Source organism: Actinomadura macra NBRC 14102, assembly GCF_001552215.1.
GTDB lineage: Bacteria > Actinomycetota > Actinomycetes > Streptosporangiales > Streptosporangiaceae > Spirillospora > Spirillospora macra.
Genome location: NZ_BCQT01000019.1, coordinates 139,782 through 164,887, shown reverse-complemented (window position 1 = coordinate 164,887; position 25,106 = coordinate 139,782). Strand labels below are relative to the sequence as shown.

Here is a 25,106-nt window from a genome sequence, read left to right as displayed (position 1 = left end):
TGAGGCCCAGTGCCGCGGATACCAGTCCGCTCATGCGGCCGCCACGGCGCGGGCGCTCGTCATGGCCTCTCCCGCGGCGGTGTCCGTGCCAGGTGCATGGTCCCAAGCAAAGCCCCTCATCGAACGCAAGGCTGCACTCGCGGACCCGCCCTGTCTGCGTCACCTGACACAGTGGACCAGGTGAGAGTCAAGTCCCCAGCTCACGGTACCGGGTGGGGCAGACGCCCCCTCAGCGCGCGAGGGCGTTCAGGAGGCGGTTCACGGGACCGTCCAGGTTCCAGCGCTCGGCCAGCGCGACGAGCGCCTCCGGATCGCGCGGTGCCGACGGCAGCCGGTCGTCCAGCCCCGCCAGCGCGGGGGCGCCGATGTCGGTGACGACCCGCACCACCGTCTCGGCGGACGCCAGGTACTCGCGCGCCGCCTCCATCCGGCGCCGCGCACCCGCCGGGAACCCCTCGTCGGTGCCCGCGTCCAGCGCCGCGAGGATGCCCTCGACGGACCCGAACCGGGTGACCAGCGCCGCCGCCGTCTTGTCGCCGACCCCCGGCACGCCGGGCAGACCGTCGCTGGGGTCCCCGCGCAGCGTCGCGTAGTCGCCGTAGCCGCGGCCCGGGATGCCGTACTTGGCCGCGACCTCCTTCTCGCCCATGATCTGTAGGTTCCTGATTCCGCGCGCGGTGTACAGGACGGCGACGGGACCGTCGTCGTCGACCAGCTGGAACAGGTCGCGGTCACCGGTCACGATGTCGACCGGGCCGTCGGCCGCGCCCCGCACCGCGAGGGTCCCGATGACGTCGTCGGCCTCGTATCCCGCGACACCGACCCTGGCCAGGCCGAACGCGTCGAGTACCGCGTCGATGACGGGCAGTTGCGCCTCCAGCGCGTCCGGCGTCTGGTCGCCGCCGTCGTCCGCGACCCGGTGCGCCTTGTAGGACGGCAGCGCCGCCACCCGGAACTCCGGCCGCCAGTCGGCGTCCATGCAGCACACGAGCCGTTCGGGGGAGCGGTCCTGGACGAGCCGGGCGATCATGTCGATGAGACCGCGCACCGCGTTCACCGGCGTCCCGTCCGGCGCGGTCACCGACTCGGGCACCCCGAAGAAGGCGCGGAAGTACAACGACGGCGTGTCCAGCAGCATCAACCCGCTCATGGGCCCATCGTCGCACGGCCGTGGGACGGTTCTAGGCGACCTGGACGGCGAGGACGCAGGTGTCGTCGTCGGGATTGGCGGCGCCGAGGGAGCGCAGGACATGGTCGATGACCGCGTCCGGGGGCGCGGCGGCGCGTTCCTCGACGGCCGCGCGCAGCAGCCGGAACCCCTCGGCCAGATCCCGGTCGCGGCGCTCGATGAGGCCGTCGGTGTAGAACAGCAGCAGGTCGCCGTGCTCAAGGCGGGTGATGGCGAGCTCCAGGCAGGGCGCCTCCAGGGCGCCGAGCAGCACACCCTCCGGCGGGTCGAGCAGTTCGGCGCGTCCGCCGCGCAGCAGCAGCGGCGGCGGGTGCCCGGCCTGCGCCCACGTCAGGACGCGCGGACCCGGCTCGTAGCGGGCCGCGATGGCGCTCGCGGTGGGCGTGGAGTGCCGGTCGGGGGACGGCCGTTCCAGCAGCAGCCGGTTCAGCCACGCCAGCAGCCGGTCAGGGGCGGCGCCGGTGCAGGTCAGGCCGCTGAGGGCGTTGCGGAGCCGGGCCATCTGCGCGGCGGCGGGCAGGCCGTGTCCCGACACGTCGCCGATGGCGAGGAACACCTCCCCGTCCGACAGGGCGGCGGCCTCGTACCAGTCGCCCCCGACGCGCGTCTCGCTGCGCGCCGGCAGGTAGCGGACGGCGGTGCGCAGGCCGGGCAGCGCGCGCGGCCCCCGCGGCAGCGGCAGGATCGCGCGTTGCAGCTCCACGGCGATGTGCCGCTCCTCGGCGATGCGGCGGCGCTGCCGCATGAGCTGCCGGCGGGTCGCGGCGAGCGTCTCGTCGCAGCGGCGGCGCTGGGAGACGTCCTGGAAGACGGCGTGCAGGGCCGCCGGTTCACCGAGCGGGTCCAGGACGGGCTCGGCCGTCACCCGCACGTGCCGCACCTCCGCGCCGGCACGCAGCCGCAGCTCGGCGTCGGCGGGCTCGCGGTGAGCGAGCAGGCTGCGCAACAGATGCTCGGCCCGCGGCAGGTCGGCGGGGACGACATGGTCGGCGAGCCGGTCCAGCGGCGGCGGTCCGGCGGCCCGGTCCCGGCCGAAGATCTCGTAGACCTGGTCGGACCAGCGCGCGTCGCCGGTGGCCAGGTCCCAGCGCGCCCACCCGATGTTGCCGAGCCGTTGCGCCAGCGCGAGCTGCGCGGCGAGGTCGGCGGTGTCGTCGTGGAACCGCCAGCCGACCAGGACCCCGTCGCCCACCCGGCACGCCCGCACGCTGGGCCCGCCACCCGCGTGGCCGCGCCGCAGCGGGACACCGGTCTCCAGAACCCGGAGGTACTCCTCGAACAGCCCCGGGAGCGCGGTCGCGTCGGCGTTGACCGCCTCCACCCGGAACTCCACCACCCGTCCGGACGCATCGCGCACAGGCGTCATGAACGCGCCAGGCCCCTGCATGACGTCCAGCACCGCCTGTGGCCAGGGCTCGGGAGGCCCCTCGCCGGCTCCCTCCACCGGCCGCGCTCCGACCTCGGCTTGAGACGGCGCCGAGCCGCGGGCCCCGTACCGGAGCTGGGCTCGGCCAGGGCTTTCGAGCCCGCGCTGGGAATCGTGCAGGCTCTGGGCCGCGCGCCCCTCCAGGACCTCACGCTCGTGTGGACCCCCGTGCCCGCTTCGCCCCGCCGGGCGGCGGGGTTCGTGTGAAGTCTCCGGCCCTTGCGGAGCGAATGGCCGGAGCGGGGGGCCGGGGAGGGCAGGCGGCTCGGCGGTGCGGGGCGCGGGGATCGCGGGAGCGGCCGGGTCGGTACCGAGGAGGAGCGCGGCCGCGGTGGCGGGTTCGACGCCGGTGTCGGCGGCCAGCTCCAGCAGGTGGTCGTAGGCGGTGTCGAGCCCGCAGCCCAGGCGTTCGGCGAGGACGCCCTTGGCCTGCTCGACCGCCATGCGGGCGCGGCGGCCGCGCCGCTCGGCGTCCAGCTCCAGGCGCAGGCGCTCGACGGTGGCGGCCAGGGCGGTGCCGGCGTCGCTGTCCATCCCGAGCCCCGCGGATCAGCCGCCGCGTAGCGCGGTGACGGGCGGGCCGGGGCGGCGGCGCGCCCGGGTTCTTGGGATCCTGGTGCCGTATCCGAAGCGGGCGGTCCTGTATCGGAACACGTACAGAAGGTAACAGAACCAGGTCACAGGGAGGAGGAAGCGGCGGTTCGCGGCGCGGCACGTGCCGCGTGCGAGGCGCCGCGACCGGAATGGAGACGGATGTGACAACGGAGTTGTATCCGCGCGAGCGTCTGGGGCAGGTGCAGGAGGCGACGGCGAAGGCCGGCCTCGGCGCGGTGTTCCTCACGCCGGGCCCGGACCTGCGCTACGTCAGCGGCTATGACGCGCTGCCACTGGAGAGGCTCACCTGTCTGGTGGTGCCCGCTGCGGGGGAGCCGTTCATGGTCGTGCCGAGATTGGAGCTGCCCGCCGCGCAGGAGTCGCCGGCCGGTTCCCTCGGCGTGGAGCTCGTGCCGTGGGACGAGACCGAAGACCCGTTCGCGTTGGCCGTTGGCCGGTTGCCGCAGGGGGTCACGAAGGTCGGCGTGGCCGACCGCATGTGGGCGGTGATGGCGCTGCGGTTCCGTGCGGTGTTGCCGGGCGCCGAGCAGGTCGCCGCGGGCGGCGTGCTGCGCGAGCTGCGGATGCGCAAGAGCGCCGCCGAGGTGGAGGCCCTGCGGGAGGCGGGCGCGGCGATCGACCGCGTCCACCGGCGCGTGCCCGGCTTCCTGACGGCGGGACGGACGGAACGGGAGGTCGGACGCGACATCGCCGATGCGATCATCGCCGAGGGGCACGCCCGGGTCGACTTCGTCATCGTCGGGTCGGGGCCGAACGGCGCCAACCCGCACGCTGAGCTGTCGGACCGGGTCATCGCGCCGGGCGAGCCGGTCGTGGTCGACATCGGCGGGACGATGCCGAGCGGCTACTGCTCGGACTCCACCCGCAACTACTGCGTGGGCGAGCCGCCCGCGGCGTACCGGGAGTACTTTCAGGTGCTGGAGGAGGCACAGCGGGCATCGTGCGAGGCCGTCCGCCCCGGGGTGACGCCCGAGGCGGTGGACGCGGCGGCCCGCGACATCATCGCCGCGGCCGGGCACGGCGCGCACTTCTTCCACCGCACCGGCCACGGCATCGGGCTGGAGTCGCACGAGGAGCCCTACATCGTCGCCGGCAACCGGGAGCCGCTGGAGCCGGGCATGGCGTTCTCGATCGAGCCGGGCATCTACCCGGGCCCGCACGGCGCCCGCATCGAGGACATCGTCGTGTGCACCGAGGACGGGTACGACCCGATGAACGTCACCGGGCACGGCCTGGTGATCACGGGCTGACCCCTGCCGCCGTGGGGGCGGGGACGCACACGCGTCCCCGCCCCCACGGTGCTCCCGGAGTCTCGTGGGACGCCCGAAAGACCCGGGAGGCCGGTGGATAACGATCGCTGCACCAAATGTGTCAGCGCGCACAGTTCATATTGCACTGCGGGCGTCACGGCCTGTACCAGTTTGTCTCGTTGTTACGCGGGGGTAGCGCCGAGAGGAGAAGCCGTGGCAGGGGTCGATCTGACCAACGTCGGGAAGGTCTATCCCGACGGCACCCGGGCCGTGACCGACCTGACCCTCGGCGTCGCCGACGGGGAGTTCCTCGTCCTGGTCGGGCCCTCGGGCTGCGGAAAGACCACCGCGCTGAGGATGGTCGCCGGGCTGGAGGACATCTCCGAGGGCGAGGTGGCGATCGGCGGCCGGGTCGTCAACCGTGTCCCCGCGCGCGACCGCGACGTCGCCATGGTGTTCCAGAGCTACGCGCTGTACCCGCACCTGTCCGTCCGCGACAACATCGGGTTCGGGTTGTCGTTGCGCAAGGTGCCCAAGGCCGAGATCAGGGAGAAGGTCGACCGCGCCGCGCGGATCCTCGGGCTCACCGAGCACCTGGGCCGCAAGCCCCGCCACCTGTCGGGCGGCCAGCGGCAGCGGGTCGCGATGGGCCGGGCGATCGTCCGGGAGCCGCAGGCGTTCCTGATGGACGAGCCGCTGTCCAATCTCGACGCCAAGCTCCGCGTCCAGATGCGCGCGGAGATCGCCCGCATCCAGCGCGACCTCGGCGTCACCACGATCTACGTCACGCACGACCAGACCGAGGCGATGACCCTCGGCGACCGTGTCGCGGTGATGAAGAAGGGCGAACTGCAGCAGGTGGCGCCGCCCCAGGAGCTCTACGACCGGCCGGCGAACCTGTTCGTCGCCGGGTTCATCGGCTCGCCCGCCATGAACCTGCTCCAGGGCACGCTGTCCGGGGACGCGGGGCATCCGCTGCTGGAGGTCGGCGGCCAGCGGCTGTCACTGCCGGCCGGAACGCTGACCGAGCGCCCGGCCCTGGCGTCCTACCTGGGACGGGACGTCGTCGTCGGTGTCCGCCCGGAGGACATGGAGGACGCCGAACTCGTCGAGACGTCCGAGGGCGGCGCGCTGACCTCGACCGCCGAACTGGTCGAGGCGATGGGCTCGGACGTGCTGGTCCACTTCGCGGTGGAGGCCGCTCAGGTCGTCACCGAGGACACCCGGGAACTCGCCCGCGACGCGGGGACCGACGTGCTCGGGCGGCTGGAGAGTCCCCGTACGGACCTGGTCGCGCGGTTCAACCCCCGCACCCGCGTGAAGGTCGGCGACCCGGTGACGATCAACGTCGACACCGGCCGCCTGCACTTCTTCGATATCGATACCGGCGCGTCGATCTGGGGATCGGACGGCGCCGGGGCGTCCAGGAGGGATGAGGAATGAGGGTCGGCAGGCATGCGAGGGGCAGGCGCTTCCTGAGCGCGGCGGTGGCGACGGGACTGGTCCTGTCGGCGGCCGCATGCGGCGGCGATGACGACAAGAGCGACGAGGCGTCGGCACCCGCCGGCGGGGGAGCGCTCAAGGGCACCAAGATCGAGGTCGCGGCCAAGTGGACGGGCCCGGAGGAGGCCAACTTCCGCAAGGTGCTGCAGGCGTTCGAGAAGAAGACCGGCGCGACCGTCACCTACGCCTCGACCGGCGAGAACACCGACGCCTACCTCGGACCGAGGCTGGCGGCCAAGACACCGCCGGACGTGGCGATCCTGCCGCAGCCGGGCCTGATGCAGCAGTACGCGGCCAAGGGATCGCTGAAGCCGCTCTCCGCGGCCGTGGTGGCCGAGGTCGGCACGAACTTCTCGCCGTACTGGAAGGAACTCGGCTCCGCCAAGGGCCAGACCTACGGCGTGATGGTCAAGGCGGCCTACAAGTCGATCCTGTGGTACCGGCCGCAGGTGTTCGCCGACGCGGGCGTGCAGCCACCGGTGACGTTCGACGAACTGGTCAAGGCCGCCGGCACCCTCCAGGACTCGGGCACCACCCCCTTCACCCTGGCAGCCGGACCGCAGGACTCCTGGACGCTGACCGACTGGTTCGAGAACGTCTACCTCTCCCAGGCCGGACCGGACAACTACGACAAGCTCGCCAAGCACGAGATCAAGTGGACCGACCCGACGGTCGGCAAGGCGCTGCAGACCCTCGCCCAGATCTGGGGCAAGCCCGACCTCCTGAGCGGCGGCGTCGCGACCGCCACCAAGACCAAATTCGACGAGTCGGTCACGCAGACGTTCGGGCAGAACAAGGCGGCGATGGTCTACGGCGGCGACTTCGCCGCCGCGAACATCGCCACCACCAAGGCCAAGGTCGGCACGGACGCCAAGGTGTTCGCCTTCCCGAAGGCCGGCGGTACCGCGCCCGCGATCCTCGGTGGCGACATCGCGGTCGCGCTGAAGGACGGCAAGGGCACGCAGGAGCTGATGAAGTTCCTGGCGTCCCCGGAGGCCGGCAAGGTCTGGGCGGGGCTCGGCGGATACCTGACGCCGAACAAGGGCGTCGCCCCGGACGCCTACTCCGACCCGGTGGCCAAGCAGCTCATCACCCAGCTCCAGCAGGCCGGCGACGCCGCCCGCTACGACATGTCCGACCTGACGCCCGCCGCGTTCGGCGCGACCCCAGGCAAGGGGGAGTGGGAGGCGCTGCGGACGTTCGTGCAGAGGCCGTCCGACGTCAAGGGCACGCAGGCCAAGCTCGAAGCCGAGGCCGCCAAGGCCTACGAGTAGGCGGCCGGCATGCGACGGACAGGGACCTTGGATGATGGCTTCGCATGAGGGGACGCCGCCGGTCGCCGCGGCCGGCGGCGCCGCGGCGGTTCCGGACGGGCCGGCTCCCGACGGGCCGGCCACGCGGCCCGGTGGGACCGACAGACGCCGCGGCAGGCGCGAGCGGCTGACTCCGCCGTCGTGGCTGGCGCTGCTGTTCCTGCTGCCCGCGCTGCTGCTGCTCGGTTTCCTCGTCGTCTACCCGATCGTCTATTCGGTGATCCGCAGCTTCTTCGACGCCTCCGGCGACTCGTTCGTCGGCGTCGACAACTACACGGGGGTCTTCCAGGGGCACGACAACCTCGTCGCGGTCCGCAACACCGCGATCTGGGTCGTCGTCGCGCCGACGCTCGTGACCATCGCCGGCCTGCTGTTCGCCGTCCTCACCGAACGGATCCGGTGGTCGACGGCGTTCAAGATGGTGGTGTTCATGCCGATGGCGATCTCGTTCCTCGCCTCCGGTGTGATCTTCCGGCTGGTGTACCAGCAGGACCCCGACAAGGGCCTGGCGAACGCCGCGATGGTCGCCGTCCACGACATGTTCCGCGGCGGGACGGCCTATCCGGGCGCGGGGCCGCGCAGTGGCGGGAACCAGCCGATCCGCGAGGAGGGCGGTGCGGTCGTCACGACCGCGTCGTTCGCCGCCGGGCAGAGCGTGCTCGTCCCGCTGCTGAAGGTCAAGCCGGAGTACCTGCCGGGGAACGCCAGGCCCGCCGCGCCCGCGCCCGCCGCCCGGCCGGGGCAGCTCACCGGGACGGTGTGGTTCGACTTCACCAAGGGAGGCGGGGGCGCACCCAACACCCCCAACGCCGGGGAGGTCGGGCTGCCGGGCGTCAGGGTCGAGGCGGTCCAGGGCGGCAAGGCCGTCGCCAAGGCCACCACCGGCCCCGACGGGACGTTCACGCTGACGAAGGTGCCGTCCGGCCCGGTGACGGTCCGGCTGCCCAAGGACAACTTCACCGCCTCCTACGGCGGCGCCGAATGGCTCGGCGGCACCCTCATCACCCCGGCGATCATCGGGTCCTACCTGTGGGTGTGGTCGGGGTTCGCGATGGTGCTGATCGCCGCCGGGCTCGCCGCGATCCCCCGGGACGCGCTGGAGGCGGCCCGCGTGGACGGCGCGACCGAGTGGCAGGTGTTCCGGCGGGTGACGATCCCGCTGCTGGCACCGGTGCTGGTGGTCGTGCTGGTGACGCTGGTCATCAACGTGCTGAAGGTGTTCGACCTGGTGTTCATCATCGGCGGCGGCGACCCGGACGCCAGCGTCCTGGCGCTGCAGATGTGGACCGAGTCGTTCGGCGGCGGCAACGACCAGGGGGCGGGCAGCGCGATGGCGGTGCTGCTGTTCCTGCTGGTCCTGCCCGCCATGGCGTTCAACATCTGGCGACTGCGGCAGGAGCGAAGATGAGCACCGCTGACAAGGGCGCGCCCGCCGGCGGCGCCTCGGGCGCGCCGCGGCGGGGCCTGGCCGCGGCGGTCGTCGGGCGGCTCGGCGGCGGCGCCGTCCAGGGGGTGCTGGCGCTCGTCGCGCTGTTCTGGCTGGTGCCGACGCTGGGGCTGCTGGTGGAGTCGCTGCGCTCCAACGAGGACAACAACGCCGGCGGCTGGTGGAAGGTGTTCACCCAGCCGTCGCAGCTCACGTTCGGGTCCTACTCAGCGCTGCTGGACAAACCCGACTTCGTCGACTCGTTCTGGAACACCGTGCTCATCACCGTCCCGGCGACGGTGCTGGTGGTGGGGATCGCCTCGCTGGCGGCGTACGCGTTCGCGTGGCTGGAGTTCCCCGGCCGCGACTGGCTGTTCCTGCTGGTGGTGGCGCTGCTGGTGGTCCCCGTCCAGGTGGCGCTGCTGCCGGTGGCCAAGCTCTACGGCAGGATCGACTTCGGCGGGTTCACGATGTTCGGCTCGGTGACCGGTGTGGTGCTGTTCCACGTCGCGTTCGGGCTGCCGTTCGCGATCTTCCTGCTCCGCAACTTCTTCGCCGCGATCCCCCGGGACCTGCTCGAGGCGGCGCGGATGGACGGCGGCTCGGAGTGGACGATCTTCCGGCGGGTCATCTTCCCGCTGGGCGGCCCGGCGATCGCCTCGCTCGGCATCTTCCAGTTCCTGTGGGTGTGGAACGACCTGCTGGTCTCGCTGGTGTTCGCCGACACCGAGTCCCAGCCGATGACCAAGTGGCTGCAGTCGCAGATGCGGCAGTTCACCGGCAACATCGACATCCTCGCGCCCGGCGCGTTCCTGTCGCTGATCGTCCCGCTCGCGGTGTTCTTCGCCTTCCAGCGCTACTTCGTCCAGGGTGTTCTCGCGGGCTCGGTGAAGTGACGACGGACGCCTGGCCGCGGCGCACTCGACCGCCACGCGGCTGGACGCGGTGATGCCCCGGCCCGCCCGGGCCGGGGCATCACCGCGTCCGGTGCCGGTGCGGCTCTACTTGCGCAGGCCGTCGGTGACGGTGTCGGCCGGGGCCGGTCCGCCGGCGTCGGGGTGCCCGATGGCAAGGCCGCTGGCGAGGTCGAAGAAGTGCAGCCGCTTGGTGTCCACGGCCAGATCCACCTGCTGCCCGGGGCGGACGTGGGAGCGGGAGTTGACGCGCGCCGTCCACAGCGCCCGGTTGTCGATCAGCGGGATCGCCTCGCTCTCGCCTTCGGCGGCGTCCTCGGCGAGGTCGGCGGTGTCCTTGTGCTCGACCGGCGGGGCGTCGATGGCGAAGATGACGTTGATCTCGCTGCCGAGCTCCTCGGTGACGGTGCTCTTGACCGCCATCGGCGCCCAGTCGGGGTTGGCGTGCGCGGCGTCCTCGAAGTCGGAGGGGCGGATGCCGAGGATCACCTGGCGGCCGAAGTAGTTCTGCAGGCCGGGCTTGTCGGTGAGCGTCGCGTCCGGTACCGGCAGCGTGTATCCGGCGAACGCGACATGCGCGCCGCCGTCGCCGCGTACCAACTCGGCGGAGACGAAGTTCATCGCCGGGGAACCGATGAAGCCCGCCACGAACAGGTTGACGGGGTTGTCGAACAGCCGCTGCGGCGTGTCGACCTGCTGGAGCCGCCCCTCGCGCAGCACGCACACCCGCGAGCCGAGCGTCATGGCCTCGACCTGGTCGTGGGTGACGTAGACGGTGGTGACGCCGAGCCGGTCGTGGAGCTGGCTGAGGGACGCGCGCATCGACACGCGCAGCTTGGCGTCGAGGTTGGACAGCGGCTCGTCCATCAGGAACGCCTGCGGTTCCCGGACGATCGCCCGGCCCATCGCGACCCGCTGCCGCTGGCCGCCCGACAGCGCGGCGGGCTTGCGGCCGAGGAACTGTTCCAGGCCCAGCATCTTGGCGGCCTCCAGCACCTTCTGCCGGATCTCCGCCTTGGGCGTGCCGCGCAGCTTCAGACCGAACGCCAGGTTCTGCTCGACGGTCATGTGCGGGTACAGGGCGTAGTTCTGGAAGACCATGGCGATGTCACGGTCCTTGGGCGCCAGGTCGTTCACGACCTGCTCGCCGATGGAGATCTTGCCGCCACTGATCTCCTCCAGACCGGCGATCATCCGCAGCGCGGTCGACTTCCCGCACCCCGACGGCCCCACCAGCACCATGAACTCGCCGTCGCGGATTTCCAGGTCCAGGCCGTCCACGGCCTTGACGCCACCGGCGTACACCTTGTCCACCCGGTCTAGAACGATCTTTGCCATCAGCTCCCCTTCCGATGGAAACGTTTCCCATCCACCCTGTCCAACAGGGAATTCACGTCAGTGTGAGGAGTAAACAACATGGAATCGTTTCCAGGGGAGGGGTGGTCATGAGAAGATGATCGCCAGACCCGCGGACCGCGAGGAGACCCGACGATGACACCGGCGCGCTCGGCGACGATCAAGGACGTGGCCGCCGCGGCCGGCGTCGGTATCGCCACGGTGTCGCGGGTGTTCTCCGGGACGGGCTCGGTGAGCGCGGCGACCCGCGAGCGGGTGCTGGCCGCCGCCCGCGAGCTGGACTACCGGCCGAGCGCCCTCGGCCGCGGCCTCAAGCTGCGCCGCAGCGGCGGCATCGGGCTGATCGTCCCGGATGTCACCGACCCCTTCTGCGCCGACCTGGTCGCGGGAGTGCTCGCCTGCGCCCGCACCCTCGGCGAGCACGTCATCGTCGACGCCGCCCACGGCGATCCCGCCCGCGAGGCCGAGATCGTCGACCGGCTCGTCGAACAGCGCGTGGACGGGGTCATCGCGGTGCCCGCGGGCGAGGACGCCGACTGGCGCGCCGCCGCCCGGGTGTGCTCCAGCGTCGTGTTCGCCGACCGGGTCCTGCCCCGCCTGCCGGAGATCCCCGCCGTCCTCGCCGACGACGCCGGCGGCGTCCGCTCCCTCGTGGAGTACCTGGTCGGGCTCGGCCACCGGCGTATCGGCTTCCTCGGCGCCGCCCCGCCCGGTGCCCCCTCCGGAGCCGCTTCGACCGGCCGGGACGGCCCGCCCGGGGCGTCGTGGGGAGTGCGGGAGCGGGCCTTCCGCGACACCCTCGCCCAGCTGCGCGTCCCGCTGGAGGAGGACCTGATCGTCGCGGCCCGCTCGGCGGGTGATGCCGCCTACGCCGCCGCGGCCGGGCTGCTGCAGCGCCGCGCGGACGTCACCGCCGTGCTGGCCGCCGGCCACCTGCTCGGCGAGGCCGCCGTGCTGGTGGCCCGCGGGCTTGACCTGCGGGTCCCCGCGGACGTGTCCATCGCGATGGTCGACGACGTCGCCTGGGCCGAACTGTGCGACCCGCCGCTGACGGCGGTGGCCCGTCCCGCCCGCGACATCGGCTACCGGGCCTGCGAACTGCTGCTGCGCGACCGGGCCCGGCGCGGCAGGGGCGGTCCCGTGCTGCTGCCGACGGAGCTGGTCGTCCGGGGCAGCTGCGGCCCGCTTCGCACCGCCCGCGCCCCCGGGCGTGGGACGGCCCGGCACGCCTGAAACCTCCTGGACGCGCGTCCAACCGTCCAGATGGCGAGACGATCGGGGCGGGGACCTCGATATGTGATCCGCAGGGGCCCAACCACCGCGCCGGGCGCGCTAGATTTCCTGGGTGGAGGAGATCGATCGTCAGATCCTGGCGCTGCTGGCCGACGATGGACGCATGAGTTTCACCGATCTGGCCAAGGAGACCGGCCTGTCGGTGTCGGCCGTGCACCAGCGCGTCCGGCGGCTGCAAAAGCGCGGGGTCATCAAGGGATTCACCGCCCAGCTCGACAACGAGCAGATCGGGCTGCCGCTCACCGCGTTCGTGTCGATCAAACCGATCGACCCCGCCGCGCCCGACGACGCGCCCGACCGGCTGACGCATCTCGCGGCGATCGAGGCCTGCCATTCGGTCGCCGGGGACGAGAGCTACATACTCAAGGTCCGCGTCGGCTCACCGAACGAGCTGGAGGACCTGCTCCAACGGATCCGCGCGGCGGCGAACGTCGCGACCCGCACCACGGTCGTCCTCAGCACGCCCTGGGAAGGCCGGCGCCCGCCGCTGTAGATATTCATCCCAGCCCGTGGGCCTCGCCTTCGGCTTCGCCTCACGGGTCAGGTAGCGCGCTTGCGTGATGCTCTGGGCTGACGGGCCAGAGGGCCGGGTCACATGCTCGGTGTGATCGGGGCGAAGGCGTTCAGGGATTCGTGGGTTCGGCGCATCGCCTCGGTGGCGGCGGTGTCGGGGGCGCTGAGCTCGGGGTCGAAGTTCAGGTCGACGAACAGTTCGGTGACGCCCTGGGCGGCGATCGCCTCGAAGTCGCTCCTGATCTCCTCGTGGGTGCCGGTGAGCGGCCTGCGGTCGGGCTGGCCGCCGGGGCGGACGCGGACGGCGGCGCGGCACACGAAACGCAGGGTGGCGGGGTCCCGGCCGGCCTGCTCGGCCGCCCCGCGGACGATCTCGATGGACCGTCCGAGCGTGGTGGGGTCGGCGCGGCTCGCGCTGACCCAGCCGTCGGCCAGGCGGCCGGCGCGGCGCAGCGCGCCCTCCGACGCGCCGCCGAGCAGGATCGGCGGCCCGCCGGGCTGGAGGGGACGGGGGTCCATGGTGACGGGCGGGATGTCGTAGAACTCGCCGTGGTACTCGCTGGCGTCGCCGGGCCCGCCGCCCCACAGCGCCCGCAGCGCGCCGAGGAACTCCTCGGCGCGCGCCCCGCGCCGTTCCATCGGCGCGCCGACCGCGGCGAACTCCGCGGGCATCCAGCCGAGCCCGAGGCCGAGGTCGAACCGTCCGGCGGTGACGTGGTCGAGCGTCGCGGCCTGCTTGGCCAGGATCGGCGGCGGGTAGAAGGGCAGGTTCAGCACGGCGACGCCGAGCCGCGCCCGCCGGGTGAAGCCGGCGAGGTAGGCCAGCGTCACCAGCGGATCGGGCACCTCCCGGTAGGTCTGGTCGGCCGCACCGGCCGGATTGAGCAGGCGTTGTAGCGTCCAGAGCGAGTGGTAGCCGAGCTCCTCCGCCCGCTGCGCGATCTCGACCTGGTTGGCGGGTGTGGCCCACGCCCCGGTCACCGGCACCGAGAAACCGATCTGCACGGCGCGTTCCTCCTCGTCATCGCCCTCCAGCTCGACCTTACAACGTCAAGGTCCGGGGCGGTGGAAGCCGGCCCGGAGCGTCGCGTGGGCGGCGGGCGGGGCGGCCAGATGGTCCAGCCCGAGCAGCGCGGCGCCGAGGAGCGGCGGGGCCTCGGGGACGAGGAGCCGGGCGTGGGGGGCGACGCCGGCGTAACGTTCGGCGATCGCGTCCATCAGCAGGGGCCGGCGGGCGCGCAGGATGCCGCCGCCGAGGACGACGTCGGCGGGGGAGTCCAGCAGGTCCAGGCGGCGCAGCGCGACCGAGCCGAGGATCGCCACCTCCTCGGCGAGGCGGGCCACGACGCCGCGGGCCACCTCGTCGCCCGCCTCCGCGGTGTCGATCATCAGGGGGGACAGGACGGTGAGGTGGTCGAGGCCGATCTCGCCGCGGTGGATGGCAAGGCCCACGTCGATGGCGCGGGCGACACCGAAGTACGCGGCGACGGCGGCGGTCAGGGCGGTGGCGGGGCCGCGGCCGTCCTCGCCGCGGATGCCGTGCCACAGCGCCGCGCGGCCGAGCTCGCCGCCGCCTCCCCAGTCGCCGGTGTGGGGGCCGAGGGAGGGGAACCGGGCGGTGCGGCCGTCGGGGGCGACGCCAGCGCAGTTGATCCCGGCGCCGCAGACGACGGCGACGCCCCAGCCCTCGCTCACGGCGCTGCGCAGCAGGGCGAAGGTGTCGTTGCCGGCGGTGACGCTCGGCGCGGGGCCGCGGGCGAGCAGCAGCTTCTCCAGCCGCTCCTCCTCGCCCGGCAGGTCCACGTTGGCCATGTACGCGGCGAGGTGGGCGACGCCGCCGGGCGGGACGCCGGCGCGGTCGAGAGCGGTGTCGATGACCGCGCCGAGCGTGTCCACGGCGGTGTCGAGGCCGTCGGCCTGCGGCCGGAACCCGTCGCCGCGTGCGGTGGCGAGCAGGTCGCCGGCGGGCCCGACGACCGCTGCGTCGGTCTTGCTGTTGCCGCCGTCCACGGCGATGAGGACCCCCTCCGGACGGGTCATCGGGTGGCCCAGGGCAGGTGGGCGCGGTTGGCGGCGACCAGCTCGCGGGCGAGGCGGTCGGCGGTGTCGCGCTGCCCGATGAGGGGGTGGGCGAGCAGCGCGGCGGCGACGCGGTCGACTCCGCCGCGCAGCGCCGCGTCCAGCGCGAGCTCCTCGTAGGCCGACACATGGGCGACCAGGCCGGCGAACAACGGCTCCAGTGGTGAAACCGGCAGCGGCTCCGGCCCGGCGGAGGTGATCCGCGCGGGTACCTCGATGACCGCCTGCTCGCCCAGGAAGGGGAACGTGGCGCCGTTGCGGACGTTGACCACCTGCGTGTCGCCGCGTCCGGTGAGCAGGGACGCCGCGAGCTGGACGGCGGCCTCGGAGTAGTAGGCGCCGCCGCGCTCGTCCAGGCGGGCCGGTTTGGTGTCCAGGGTCGGGTCGGCGTACAGGTCGAGCAGGTCGCGTTCGAGCGCGGCGACCGTCTCGGCGCGGGTCGGGGAGCCCCGTTGTTCCTCGACCACGCGGTCGTGCTCGTAGAAGTACCGCAGGTAGTAGGAGGGGAGGGCGCCGAGCCCGCGCAGGAACTCCGCGGGCAGGCCGGACGCCCCGGAGAGCTGTTCGGCGTGCTCGTCGAGCAGCGCCGGCAGGACGTCCTCGCCGTCCACCGTCACCGAGCGGACCCAGGTGAGGTGGTTGAGGCCGGCGTGCCCGAGACCCACCCGGTCGGGTGGGACCTCCAGCAGACCGGCGGCGCGGCGCTGGACCCCGATCGCGACGTTGCACAGGCCGGCGGCGCGGTGGCCGGCGTCCAGCAGGGCGCGGGTGACGATGCCGACGGGGTTGGTGAAGTCGATGATCCAGGCGTCGGGGGCGCGGGCGGTGACGCGCCCGGCGATGTCCAGGACGACCGGGACGGTGCGCAGCGCCTTGGCGAGCCCGCCCGCGCCGGTGGTCTCCTGCCCGACGCATCCGCAGGTCAGCGGCAGTGTCTCGTCCACCTGCCGGGCGGCCTGGCCGCCGACGCGCAGCTGGAGCAGCACGACCGAGGCGCCCTCCACCGCGTCATCGAGGTCGGCGGCGGTGTCGAGCACGGCGGTGCGGACGGTGCCGGGGTGCCCGGCGCGGGCGAACATCCGTGCCGCGAGCCCGCCGACGAGCTCCAGCCGCCCGGCGTCGGGGTCGGCGAGGACGAGCTCGGAGACCGGCAGGTCGGCGCGCATCCGCGCGAGCCCGTCCACCAGTTCGGGGGTGTAGGTGGAGCCACCCCCGACGACTGTCAGCTTCAACCCTTCACTCCCGTCAAGGTTACGCCCTGGATGAAGACGCGCTGGGCAAGGAAGAACACCACCAGGACCGGCATGATGGTCAGTAGCGTCGCGGCCATGGTCAGGTTCCACTCCACGTGGTGGGCGGCGCGGAACGTCGCCACGCCGATGGCCAGTGTCCAGTTCTCGGGCTTGGCGTAGACCAGCGGCCCGTAGTAGTCGTTCCAGCAGTAGAAGAACTGGAACAGCGCCACCGCCGCCAGCGCCGGCCTCGCCATCGGCAGGACGACCCGCAGCATCGTCCGCAGTTCCCCGCAGCCGTCCACGCGGGCGGCGTCGGCGTACTCGCGCGGGATGGTCACCAGGAACTGGCGGAGCAGGAAGATGGAGAACGCGTCACCGAACAGCTGCGGGATGATCAGCGGCCAGAGCGTGCCGGTCAGCTGGAACCGGGACCACACGATGTACAGCGGCACCATCGTGACCTGCGGCGGCAGCATCATCGCCGAGATCACCACGACGAGCGCGGCGTTGCGGCCGCGGAACCGGAAGCGGGCCAGCGCGTAGGCGACCGGGACGCTGGAGACCAGCATGAACGCCGTGGACGCCAGCGCATACATGGTGCTGTTGAGCGTCCAGCGGACCATGTCGCCGGTGAAGACGCGGCGGAAGTTCTCGAAGTGCCACTCGCGCGGCCACAGCGTGGAGCTGAGAGCCTGCTCGTCGCTCATCACGGCGGTGAGGAACATGAATACCAGCGGTGCCAGGAACATCACCGCGAGGGCGACGGCGACGGCGTGGGTGGCGATGAACAGCAGCGTCCGCCGCGACCGCGAGGGCCGGGCGCTCGCGCGGGCGGTCACGACGCCTCCTCGCCGGCGAACGCGCGGAACTGCCGGAGCAGGACGAGCGTGAACGCCATCGCCAGCAGGAACATGACCAGCGCGAGCACGCAGGCGTAGCCCATGTTGAACTGCCGGAACCCTTCGTCGTAGAGCCACTGCGGGAACGTCAGCGTGGATCCCCCGGGGTAGCCGGGGGCGAAGTGCGTGCCGGCCAGGTCGGCCCGTCCGGAGGCGACCTTGGCCGCCACCATCGCCTGCGTGAAGTACTGCAGCGTCTGGATGACGCCGGTGACGGCCGCGAACGCCAGGACGGGCGAGACGGTCGGCAGCGTGATGTGCCGGAACCGCGCCCACGGCCCGGCGCCGTCGATCGAGGCGGCCTCGTACAGCGACTTCGGGACGTTCAGCAGCGCCGCCAGCAGGATGATCATCACGTCGCCGACGGCCCACAGCCCGAGCAGGCCGAGGCCGGGCTTGGCCCAGGCGGCATCGTTGAAGAAGTCCGGCAGCGAGAAGCCCAGGTGGCGGGTGATCACCGGGAAGGGGCCGGTGCCGGGGTTGAGCACGAACACGAACGCCACGGTCGCCGACACCGGCGGGATCAGGTACGGGACGTAGAACACCGACCGCAGCAGGTTGCCGCCGCGTCTGATCCTGGTGAGGAGCTGGGCGACGCCGAGGCCGAACAGGACCCGCAGCGGGACCACGATCGCCACCAGCCACAGCGTGTTGCGCATCGCCTTCCAGGCGTCGCCGTCGTTCAGCAGGAAGCGGTAGTTGTCCAGGCCGACGTACTCCAGCGTGAACAGGTTGTAGCGGGTGAAGGAGAAGTACACGGTGGCGGCGAGCGGGTAGGCGAAGAACATCCCGAACCCGATCAGCCAGGGGGACAGGAAGGCCAGCACCTGGAGCCGGCGGCGACGCCGGGCCCGCGGCGCCGCCGCCCGCGCGCCCCGGCCGGCCCGGCGGGAGGGGCCCCGCGGCCCGGTGCCGGAGGAGGCGCGCGGTGCGACGGAGGTCACCGGTCAGCCCCCGGCCAGCTTGAGGGCGTCGTCGACCTTGCGGTCGAGGCCGGTGAGCGCGGCGTCGAGGTCTTTGACCTTGCCGGGTTCCCACTCGTCCTGGACGAACTGCTGGAACTTCACCATGTAGTCGTTGCCGTTCGGGGTGGGCGGGGAGGTGGAGGAGTTCGGGTTCTTGAAGATGTCGAGGAACGTCTTGAACTGCGGGGGGAGGGTCAGGTTCGGCGAGGACAGGGACGCGATCGTGGTGGGGACGTTGCCGAGCGCGTTGGCGAAGGTGACGAGCGAGCCGGTGTCGGTGGTGAGGTACTTGATGAACTCCCATGCGGCCTGGGCGTGCTTGGAGCCGCGGGGGACCCCGATGACCGTCCCGGTGACGTAGCCGCCGCCGTAGTGGGCCTCCTGGCCGTCGGCGACGGGGGCGGGCGCGGTGCCGTAGTCGACCTTGGGCGCCTCCTCCTGGAGGAACTTGGTGCGCCACTCACCGTCGATGGCCATCGCGACCTTGCCCTTGTGGAAGGGGTTGGACGCCTCGAACTCCTGGCCCAGCGAGCGCAGGAACCGCTTGACGTTGTCGTATCCGTACCAGTCGATCAGGCTCTTGGTCCATTGCAGGTAGGCCTTGAACCCGGGGTCCTTGGAGAAGCCGGCGTGCCCGTCGGGGGTCAGCCATTTGACGCCGAACTGCGTGGTGACGTGCTGGGGCATGTGCTCGTAGTACTGGACGGACGGCATGAACCCGGCGACCTTGATCGTCCCGTCGGGGTCGCGGACGGTCAGCTTCTTGGCGAGGTCGGTCAGCTGGGTGATGGTCTTGGGCGGCTGCTGGCCCTTCATCAGGGCCTTGTTGTAGTAGAGGCCGTAGGCGTCGGCGAGCAGCGGCATCGCGCAGCGGCGGCCCTTGTACTGGGTGTACTCCTGGACGGCCTTGGGGAACTGGTTCAGGTCCAGCCCGGACTTGGCGATGTAGGGCGCCAGGTCCTGCCAGGCTCCGCTCTGGCACCACTGGCCGACGCTGTCGGTGGTGAAGGAGGAGACCACATCGGGCGGGCTCCCGCCGCGGATGGCGTTGGAGATGCGCTCGTCGGTCTGGTCCTTGACCAGCTTGACGGTGATGTTGGGGTGGGCCTTGTGGAAGCCGGCGGCGGCGCTCTCGAACGCCTTCACCTCGTGCGCGGCGCTCCAGCCGTGCCAGACCTCGATGGTCTGCGCCTCCCCGGCCTTGGGGCCGCTGGTGGACTGGTCGCCGCTGCCGCCGGCCGTGCAGGCCGCCGTGAGGCCGAGCGCCGCGGCGGCCAGGGCCGCCGCGACCCGGCGCGGTGTCGTGGTGCGCACTCCGGTTCTCCTTCGGGGGAGGGACGGCTGGTGGCGCCGTCCACGGGGGGAGGGATCTAGGGGGCGGTGCTGGAGAAGACCTCCTCGCGGGTCTCCTGGAGTGCCTGGCGGAGCGCCCCGGCCAGGACGGGGTTGCCCTCGACGGAGCTGAGCCGCACCTTGGGGCGCGGGATCGTCAGGCTGTGCAGGTGCTGCTGGACGCGGGCGCGCAGCGGTTCCCCGCCGGCGTGCAGGACGTCGCCGGTGAGGACGACGAGGGCGGGGTCCAGGACCGCCACGACCGTGGCGAGGGTGGCGCCGAGACGCGCCGCCAGTTCGGTGAGCGCACGCTCGGCGCGTGCGCCGGCGTCGGAGGCGCCGGCGGTGTGGCCGGCGGGGCGCGCCGCGCCGATGTCGGAGGCGGCGCGGCTGAGGGCGGTCGCGGCGTCCCGGCCGCGGAACCCGTGCTCGCGCATCAGCCGCAGCACGGCCACGCCGCCGGTGATGCTGTGCACGCCGCCGGTGTGGGTGCGGCGCACGTCCCGCATGAGGGGCGCGCCGACCACCGGCATGTAGCCGATCTCGCCGGCGCCGCCGGTCGCGCCACGGTGCAGCGCGCCGTTCAGCACGACGGCCATGCCGACGCCGTCGGCGACCCACAGCAGCACGAAGTCGCCCGTGCCGGTGGCCCGGCCGCCGGCGAGTTCGGCGAGCGCGGCGAGGTTGACGTCGTTCTCGATGGCGACGCGGACGCCGAGGCCGCCGGCGAGCGTGCCGGTCAGGTCGGGGATGTGCCAGCCGGGGATGTGCGCGGCGTACCCGAGGCGGCCGGTGCCCGGGTCGACCGCGCCCTGGATGCCGATGACGGCGCGGTCGAGGTGGGCGCGGGTGAGGCCCGCGGCCGCGGCGGCACCGTCCAGCGCCTCGCCCACCCGGGCGACGACGTCCACGTGCGTGCGGCCGGGGGTGCGCAGGGTGTGTGCGCCGACGACCGTCCCGGTGAGGTCGGCGACGGTCGCGCGGATCCGCGCGGGGGTGACGTCGGCGCCGGCGACGTGTGCGACGGCCGCGTTCAGCCGGTAGAGCTCGGCGGTCCGGCCGGGCAGGCCCTCGCGGATCCCGTCCCGCACGACGAGCCCGGCCTGCTCCAGCCGCGCGAGCAGCTGCGAGGCGGTGGGCTTGGAGATGCCGGTCAGCTCGGAGATCTGCGGGCGGGTGAGCGGCCCGCGGGCGAGCAGGGCCTCCAGTGCGGCGCGGTCGTTGATGGAGCGCAGCAGGCTGGGGGTTCCGGGGCTGGGCGTCCCGGGGACGGGCGAGGGCACGGCGCTCCCTCCGAATTAGGAAAGTTTCCTAACTTGGAGGAGAAAGTAAGGACTCTAAACGATCACGTCAAGACCCAGGACCGAGAAAGGTCGCGGGGAGTGGGGGCCGTCAGGGCGCGGTGACGATGAACGCGGCGTTGCCGAAGCCGACCTCGTCGCCGGGGCGGACGCGGGCGGGGCCGGTCAGCCGCCAGCCGTTCACCCGCGTGCCGTTCATGGAGCCGAGGTCGGAGATCATCCAGCCCTCGTCGGACTGGTAGATCTCGGCGTGGAAGCGCGAGACCGTCAGGTCGGTGAGGACGAACTGGCAGCCGGGGGCGCGGCCGACGACGATCCGGGTCAGCTCGCGCGGCGGCAGCGCGAAGCGGGGCAGCCGCGGCGCCCGCCAGGCGGCCTCGATCCGCGCGGTCACCTGCGAGACCGAGGAGATGATGCCGGTGAGCCGGCCGACGACGCGGCCGGCGGGCGGCAGGTCGTGCACGATGTCGGCGAGTTCGGCCCGGCTGCGCGCTCGCAGCACCTGGTCGACGCGCCGCTCGAACGTCTCGTGCGACATCCGTCCCTCGGCCACGCGGTCACCGAGGGCGCGCAGGACCCGGTCGCGTTCCCGGTCGGACGCTCGCACCGGATATGAGGGCCGACCGTCCATGCTGTGAGTATCCAGTTCTCGTTGTCGCCTGTCCAGAACGAGCCGGGAGACGGGCGCTCGCCCGCACCCGCCCCCCACCTGTTTCGACGTCGCGCGGTCTCGAAAGGTTCGTGCCGTTCCCTCCGAGGCGGGGTCCGCTAGCGCGAGAGGAGGTCGCGGGCGATGTGGGTCACCTGGATCTCGTCGGTGCCGGCGTAGATCTGGAACGACTTGGCGTCGCGGGCGAGCTGCTCCACGCGGTACTCGCTCATGTAGCCGTTGCCGCCGAACAGCTGGACGGCCTCCTGCGCGACCTCGCTGGCGGCCTGCGCCGAGTACAGCTTCATCGCCGACGCCTCGGCGAGGGTGGGCGCGCGTCCGGCACGCTGCATCTCGATGTGCCGGAACACCAGGTTCTGGACGTTGAGCCGCGCGACCTCCATCTTGGCCAGCTTGAGCTGGATGAGCTGGAAGTCGCCGATGCGCTGGCCCCACAGCTCGCGGGTCTTGGCGTACTCGACCGACAGTTTCAGGCACTCCTCGATGACGCCGAGCGCCATCGCGGCGACGCCGGCGCGTTCGGTGACGAAGTTCTGCCGGGCCGACTCCTTGCCGCCGCCCGCGCCCGCCGCCAGGAGCCGGTCGGCGCCCGCGCGGACGTCGGTGAGGTACAGCTCGCCGGTGGGGGAGGAGTGCAGGCCCATCTTGCGGAACGGCTTCGTCTGCTCCAGGCCCGGCATGCCGCGGTCCAGGACGAAGGTGAGGATCTCTCGCTCGCGCGGGTCTCCGCCGTCGTCGAGCTTGCAGTAGAACACGATCGTGTCGGCGTAGGGGCCGTTGGTGATGAAGGTCTTGCCGCCGTTGAGGACGTACTCCTCGCCGGCCTTGCGGGCGGTGGCCTGCATGCCGCCGAACGCGTCGGACCCGGAGTTCGGCTCGGTGATGGCCCACGCGCCGACCTTGTCCAGGGTGAGCAGGTCCAGCGCCCAGCGCCGCTTCTGCGCGGCCGTCCCCCGCTTCATGATCGTGCCGGCGGCGAGGCCGAGGCTGACGCCCATCGCCGAGACCAGCCCGGGCGCGACCCGGCACATCTCGATGACCGGCAGCAGGGTCATCGCCGCGTTCCCGCCGCCCGGCCGTCCGCCGTCGGCGCTCTCGCCGTCCGGGGCCGCCTCGCCCGGCGTGCCCCCGTGTGCCCGGGCCAGCCTGGCGTGGAAGGACGAGCGGGCCATCTCGTCCATGCCGAACGTCTTGTACAGCCTCCGGATGAGGTCGTAGGGCGGCAGATCGCCCGACTCCAGGGCGTCCAGGTTGGGGCGGACCTCCGTGTCGATCCAGCCGCGCACCGCGTCCCGGATCATCAGGTCTTCCTCGGACCACTCGATCATGACCGCCCGCCCCTCGACTCCCGCAGGTCTGCGATCCCATCCAAGCAGACGTCGAAAGTGAGCGCTTATTCAGGTGGTGTACCGAGGTCGATCACGTCGGCGACTACGCCGCCGTGCGGGGTGAGGCGCCCGGGGGAGGGGCTGTCGTAGACCACGAGGACACGGGTGCCCGCCGCGTCGGCCTCGTCCAGCACGGCGATGCCCTCGGCGTGGTCGTCGCCGTCGCCGTACGGGAGGTCGCCCACCACCTCCAGTTCGTCGGCGGGCACGATCTCGGCGGCGTCCGCCTTGACCGCGCCGCGCCACCGCACGACGCGGACCGGGCCGTCCAGGTCCATGCTCGGGCCGGTGAGGACGAGCAGGTCGTCGCCGTGCGGGCACAGGTCGCGGATGCCGAGGCCGCCGAGGTCGAGGAAATGGGTGCGGTACAGCTCCTTGCCGTCGCCGACCGGGCGCAGCCGCAGCCGGTGCGGGTCGTCTGGATCCTGGTCGGGACGGATCTCGATCAGGACGGCCCAGCCGCGCAGCACCGGCCCGCGCAGCCCGATGTAGAGGCGGTCGCCGTGCGCGGCCACGCCTTCGACGTCGATGCCGTTGTCCTTGCTGGGGATCGACAGGAACGGCGCAAGGTGCGGGTCGTCCTCCAGCAGGTCGGTGAGGGAGTCGCCGCGCCCGCCGAGCACGGCGGCGGTGCGGTCGCCGTCCGCGCGGACGACCTCGGGCAGCCCGTCCTCACCGGTGACGAGGGGGAGCCGCGCGAGGATGAAGCGGTTGTCCTCGCGGACGATCGTGGCCAGGCGCTTGCGGGCCTTGGACGCGGACTGCCCTGGTTTGATCTTCTTGCGCTTGAGGCTGTGCGAGCCGATCGCCCACAGCCACCCGTTGGCGCGTGCCAGGCCCTCGATGTCGGCCTCCTCGTCGGGCCCGGCCGGCAGCGGGACCAGCTCGGCGAGCGCGATCGTGGCCTGGCCGTCGTAGCCGGTGACGCGCCCGTCGCCGTCCAGGGTGGCCGTGAGCCGCTCGATGGTGGCGGTCTCGTCGCCCGCCACCCACAGGCAGCGGCCGTCCTGGCGCACGGCGGACAGGTTGGTGTGCGTCTCGGCTTCCCGGCTTTCATGCCCGAAGCGCAGCTCGACCCGGCGTTCGACGATCATTTGGAGATGTTCCCACAGAACTCGGATCCGAATGCCCGGTGGGCCGGTCCTGGACGGGCCGCTAAACGTCCCACAGCACGTGCAGGTGGGGTGGTTTGCGGAACACCAGGCCGTGCGGCGCGGACGGGCGGGACGGGTCGAGCCGCAGCCCGGGCAGCCGCTCCAGCAGAGCGCCGAGCGCGGTCCGGGCCTCCAGCCTGGCCAGGTGCGCGCCGAAGCAGAAGTGCGGGCCGTGCGCGAACGCCAGGTGCTCGCCGGCGTTGGCCCGGCGGACATCGAACCGGCCGGGGTCGGGGAAGGCCGCCGGATCGCGGTTGGCGCCCGTGATCGAAACCCGGACGAGGTCGCCCGCCCGCACGGCTGCCCCGCCGAGGTCGGTGTCGCGGGTGGCGTAGCGGTCGACGACCGATGCCGAGGGTTCCAGCCGCAGCGACTCCTCGATGGCGGCGGGCAGCAGGCCGGGCTCGTCCAGCACGAGCCGGAGCTGCGCGGGGTCGCCGAGCAGGTGCCACGCCAGGTTGGCGATCATCCCCTCGGTGGTGTCGATGCCGCCGAACATCAGGATGGCGGCGTTGGCGACGACCTCGGCGGTGTCCAGCCCCGCCTCCGGGTGCGCGGCCTCGGTGAGCACCGACCCGGGGGCGCCGTCCCGGATCGCCCCGGCGACCGCGTCGCGGAGCAGCGCGTACGCCTGACTGGAACGTTCCGGCGCGCTGCCGCCGGCGGTGATGGCGGACACGGCCTCGACGAACGCCCCGTACCAGGAGCGGACGGTCGCGGCGTCCACACCGTCCAGGCCGAGCGCCTCGGCGACGACCGCGACGGCCAGGGGCCCGGCCAGGTCGCCGCGCAGTTCGCCGCGGCCCGCCGGGGCGAGGCCGCCGACGAGCCGGTCCACCTCGTCTCGGACGAAGGCGGCGAACCGCTCGCGTGTACGGGCGGGGCGGAACGGCCGGGCGAACGGGTCGCGGTGCCGGGTGTGGACGGGGCCGTCCAGCGACAGCATGCTCGGCCCGACCAGCTGGGCGGTGGAAAAGCGCGGGTCGTCCACCGTGAACGCGGCGGCGTCGCGCATGACGCGCAGGGCCGGGGGGCGGGAGGTCACCAGCCACCCGCCGAGGGCGGGCAGCCACGAGACGGGTTCGCTTCCGCGCAGCCGGGCCAGCAGCGCGTACGGATCGTCCTGCAGTTCGGCGACGGTCGCCGATGAGCCGAGAGGGTACCGGGCCGTCAGATCCGCCCGCGGGCCGTGGGGCAGGGGGCCGGCCGGGGCGCCGGGCAGGTCATCGGAGGTCACCCGTTCGAGGATATGCGGCGATCCGGCCCCTCGGCCTATCTTTGATCT

General features: G+C 72.7%; 21 protein-coding genes. 7 read left to right on the top strand and 14 right to left on the bottom strand.

All coding sequences use genetic code 11. From position 1 onward, the window contains the following. Positions 1–229 precede the first annotated feature (229 nt). Positions 230–1,150 (bottom strand): 5'-3' exonuclease, encoded by a 921-nt coding sequence (locus tag AMA02S_RS30435; RefSeq protein ID WP_067465023.1) that lies wholly within the window; start codon positions 1,148–1,150, stop codon positions 230–232. Between the two features lie 31 nt (positions 1,151–1,181). After that, a complete protein-coding gene (locus tag AMA02S_RS40780) occupies positions 1,182–3,149 on the bottom strand; it encodes a SpoIIE family protein phosphatase (RefSeq protein WP_084265750.1) in 1,968 nt (655 codons plus the stop codon). A 221-nt stretch (positions 3,150–3,370) separates the two neighbouring features. On the opposite strand from AMA02S_RS40780, the gene AMA02S_RS30425 reads away from it, so the two are divergent. The 5 genes from AMA02S_RS30425 (at position 3,371) to AMA02S_RS30405 (ending at position 9,618) form a co-directional block, all read left to right on the top strand. Next, the gene (locus AMA02S_RS30425) at positions 3,371–4,480 is read left to right on the top strand and encodes a M24 family metallopeptidase (RefSeq protein ID WP_245667899.1); all 1,110 of its coding nucleotides are present in this window, start codon (positions 3,371–3,373) and stop codon (positions 4,478–4,480) included. 213 nt (positions 4,481–4,693) lie between these two features. Continuing rightward, entirely contained in the window at positions 4,694–5,923 is a 1,230-nt protein-coding gene (locus tag AMA02S_RS30420; protein ID WP_067465021.1) for an ABC transporter ATP-binding protein, read from the top strand. Next, positions 5,920–7,257: an ABC transporter substrate-binding protein gene (locus tag AMA02S_RS30415; protein WP_067465018.1), complete on the top strand. Its 1,338-nt coding sequence runs from the start codon at positions 5,920–5,922 to the stop codon at positions 7,255–7,257. The genes AMA02S_RS30420 and AMA02S_RS30415 overlap by 4 nt, the downstream gene beginning before the upstream one ends. Before the next feature lie 31 nt (positions 7,258–7,288). Next, positions 7,289–8,704 (top strand): carbohydrate ABC transporter permease, encoded by a 1,416-nt coding sequence (locus tag AMA02S_RS30410; protein ID WP_067465015.1) that lies wholly within the window; start codon positions 7,289–7,291, stop codon positions 8,702–8,704. Further along, the gene (locus AMA02S_RS30405) at positions 8,701–9,618 is read left to right on the top strand and encodes a carbohydrate ABC transporter permease (protein WP_067465012.1); all 918 of its coding nucleotides are present in this window, start codon (positions 8,701–8,703) and stop codon (positions 9,616–9,618) included. Before AMA02S_RS30410 ends, AMA02S_RS30405 begins: the two co-directional genes overlap by 4 nt. A 105-nt stretch (positions 9,619–9,723) precedes the next feature. Here AMA02S_RS30405 and AMA02S_RS30400 read toward each other — a convergent pair whose 3' ends face one another. Next, positions 9,724–10,974 (bottom strand): ABC transporter ATP-binding protein, encoded by a 1,251-nt coding sequence (locus tag AMA02S_RS30400; RefSeq protein ID WP_067465008.1) that lies wholly within the window; start codon positions 10,972–10,974, stop codon positions 9,724–9,726. A 153-nt stretch (positions 10,975–11,127) separates the two neighbouring features. Between AMA02S_RS30400 and AMA02S_RS30395 the strand changes: the two genes are divergently transcribed. Together AMA02S_RS30395 and AMA02S_RS30390 are read left to right on the top strand one after the other, a co-directional pair. Next, positions 11,128–12,225, top strand: a complete 1,098-nt coding sequence (locus tag AMA02S_RS30395; protein WP_067465005.1) for a LacI family DNA-binding transcriptional regulator — start codon at positions 11,128–11,130, stop codon at positions 12,223–12,225. 112 nt (positions 12,226–12,337) lie between these two features. After that, positions 12,338–12,778: an Lrp/AsnC family transcriptional regulator gene (locus AMA02S_RS30390; RefSeq protein ID WP_084265749.1), complete on the top strand. Its 441-nt coding sequence runs from the start codon at positions 12,338–12,340 to the stop codon at positions 12,776–12,778. Between the two features lie 98 nt (positions 12,779–12,876). Here AMA02S_RS30390 and AMA02S_RS30385 read toward each other — a convergent pair whose 3' ends face one another. From AMA02S_RS30385 to AMA02S_RS30335, 11 genes are all read right to left on the bottom strand, one after another. Next, positions 12,877–13,803, bottom strand: a complete 927-nt coding sequence (locus tag AMA02S_RS30385) for a TIGR03619 family F420-dependent LLM class oxidoreductase (protein ID WP_067465002.1) — start codon at positions 13,801–13,803, stop codon at positions 12,877–12,879. A gap of 45 nt (positions 13,804–13,848) precedes the next feature. Then, on the bottom strand, positions 13,849–14,838 hold the full coding sequence (locus AMA02S_RS30380) for an N-acetylglucosamine kinase (protein WP_067465000.1): 990 nt from the start codon (positions 14,836–14,838) through the stop codon (positions 13,849–13,851). After that, positions 14,835–16,109: a 6-phospho-beta-glucosidase gene (locus tag AMA02S_RS30375; protein ID WP_067464997.1), complete on the bottom strand. Its 1,275-nt coding sequence runs from the start codon at positions 16,107–16,109 to the stop codon at positions 14,835–14,837. The genes AMA02S_RS30380 and AMA02S_RS30375 overlap by 4 nt, the downstream gene beginning before the upstream one ends. Then, positions 16,106–16,951 (bottom strand): carbohydrate ABC transporter permease, encoded by an 846-nt coding sequence (locus tag AMA02S_RS30370; protein WP_067464994.1) that lies wholly within the window; start codon positions 16,949–16,951, stop codon positions 16,106–16,108. The genes AMA02S_RS30375 and AMA02S_RS30370 overlap by 4 nt, the downstream gene beginning before the upstream one ends. Next, the gene (locus AMA02S_RS30365; protein ID WP_067464991.1) at positions 16,948–17,955 is read right to left on the bottom strand and encodes a carbohydrate ABC transporter permease; all 1,008 of its coding nucleotides are present in this window, start codon (positions 17,953–17,955) and stop codon (positions 16,948–16,950) included. Before AMA02S_RS30365 ends, AMA02S_RS30370 begins: the two co-directional genes overlap by 4 nt. Positions 17,956–17,958: 3 nt before the next feature. Further along, entirely contained in the window at positions 17,959–19,290 is a 1,332-nt protein-coding gene (locus tag AMA02S_RS30360; RefSeq protein WP_067464988.1) for an ABC transporter substrate-binding protein, read from the bottom strand. Positions 19,291–19,346: 56 nt separating this feature from the next. Next, positions 19,347–20,591: an ROK family transcriptional regulator gene (locus AMA02S_RS30355; RefSeq protein ID WP_067464985.1), complete on the bottom strand. Its 1,245-nt coding sequence runs from the start codon at positions 20,589–20,591 to the stop codon at positions 19,347–19,349. Positions 20,592–20,700: 109 nt separating this feature from the next. Further along, positions 20,701–21,240, bottom strand: coding sequence for an FHA domain-containing protein (locus AMA02S_RS30350; RefSeq protein ID WP_067464983.1), 540 nt, complete (start codon positions 21,238–21,240; stop codon positions 20,701–20,703). 137 nt (positions 21,241–21,377) lie between these two features. Beyond that, positions 21,378–22,607 carry an acyl-CoA dehydrogenase family protein gene (locus AMA02S_RS30345; protein ID WP_067464981.1) on the bottom strand — a complete coding sequence of 410 codons (1,230 nt, stop codon included), beginning with the start codon at positions 22,605–22,607 and terminating at the stop codon, positions 21,378–21,380. 65 nt (positions 22,608–22,672) lie between these two features. Continuing rightward, positions 22,673–23,761 carry a DUF3616 domain-containing protein gene (locus AMA02S_RS30340; protein ID WP_067464978.1) on the bottom strand — a complete coding sequence of 363 codons (1,089 nt, stop codon included), beginning with the start codon at positions 23,759–23,761 and terminating at the stop codon, positions 22,673–22,675. A 61-nt stretch (positions 23,762–23,822) separates the two neighbouring features. Beyond that, positions 23,823–25,058: a cytochrome P450 gene (locus tag AMA02S_RS30335; protein ID WP_245667898.1), complete on the bottom strand. Its 1,236-nt coding sequence runs from the start codon at positions 25,056–25,058 to the stop codon at positions 23,823–23,825. Positions 25,059–25,106: the final 48 nt, after the last annotated feature.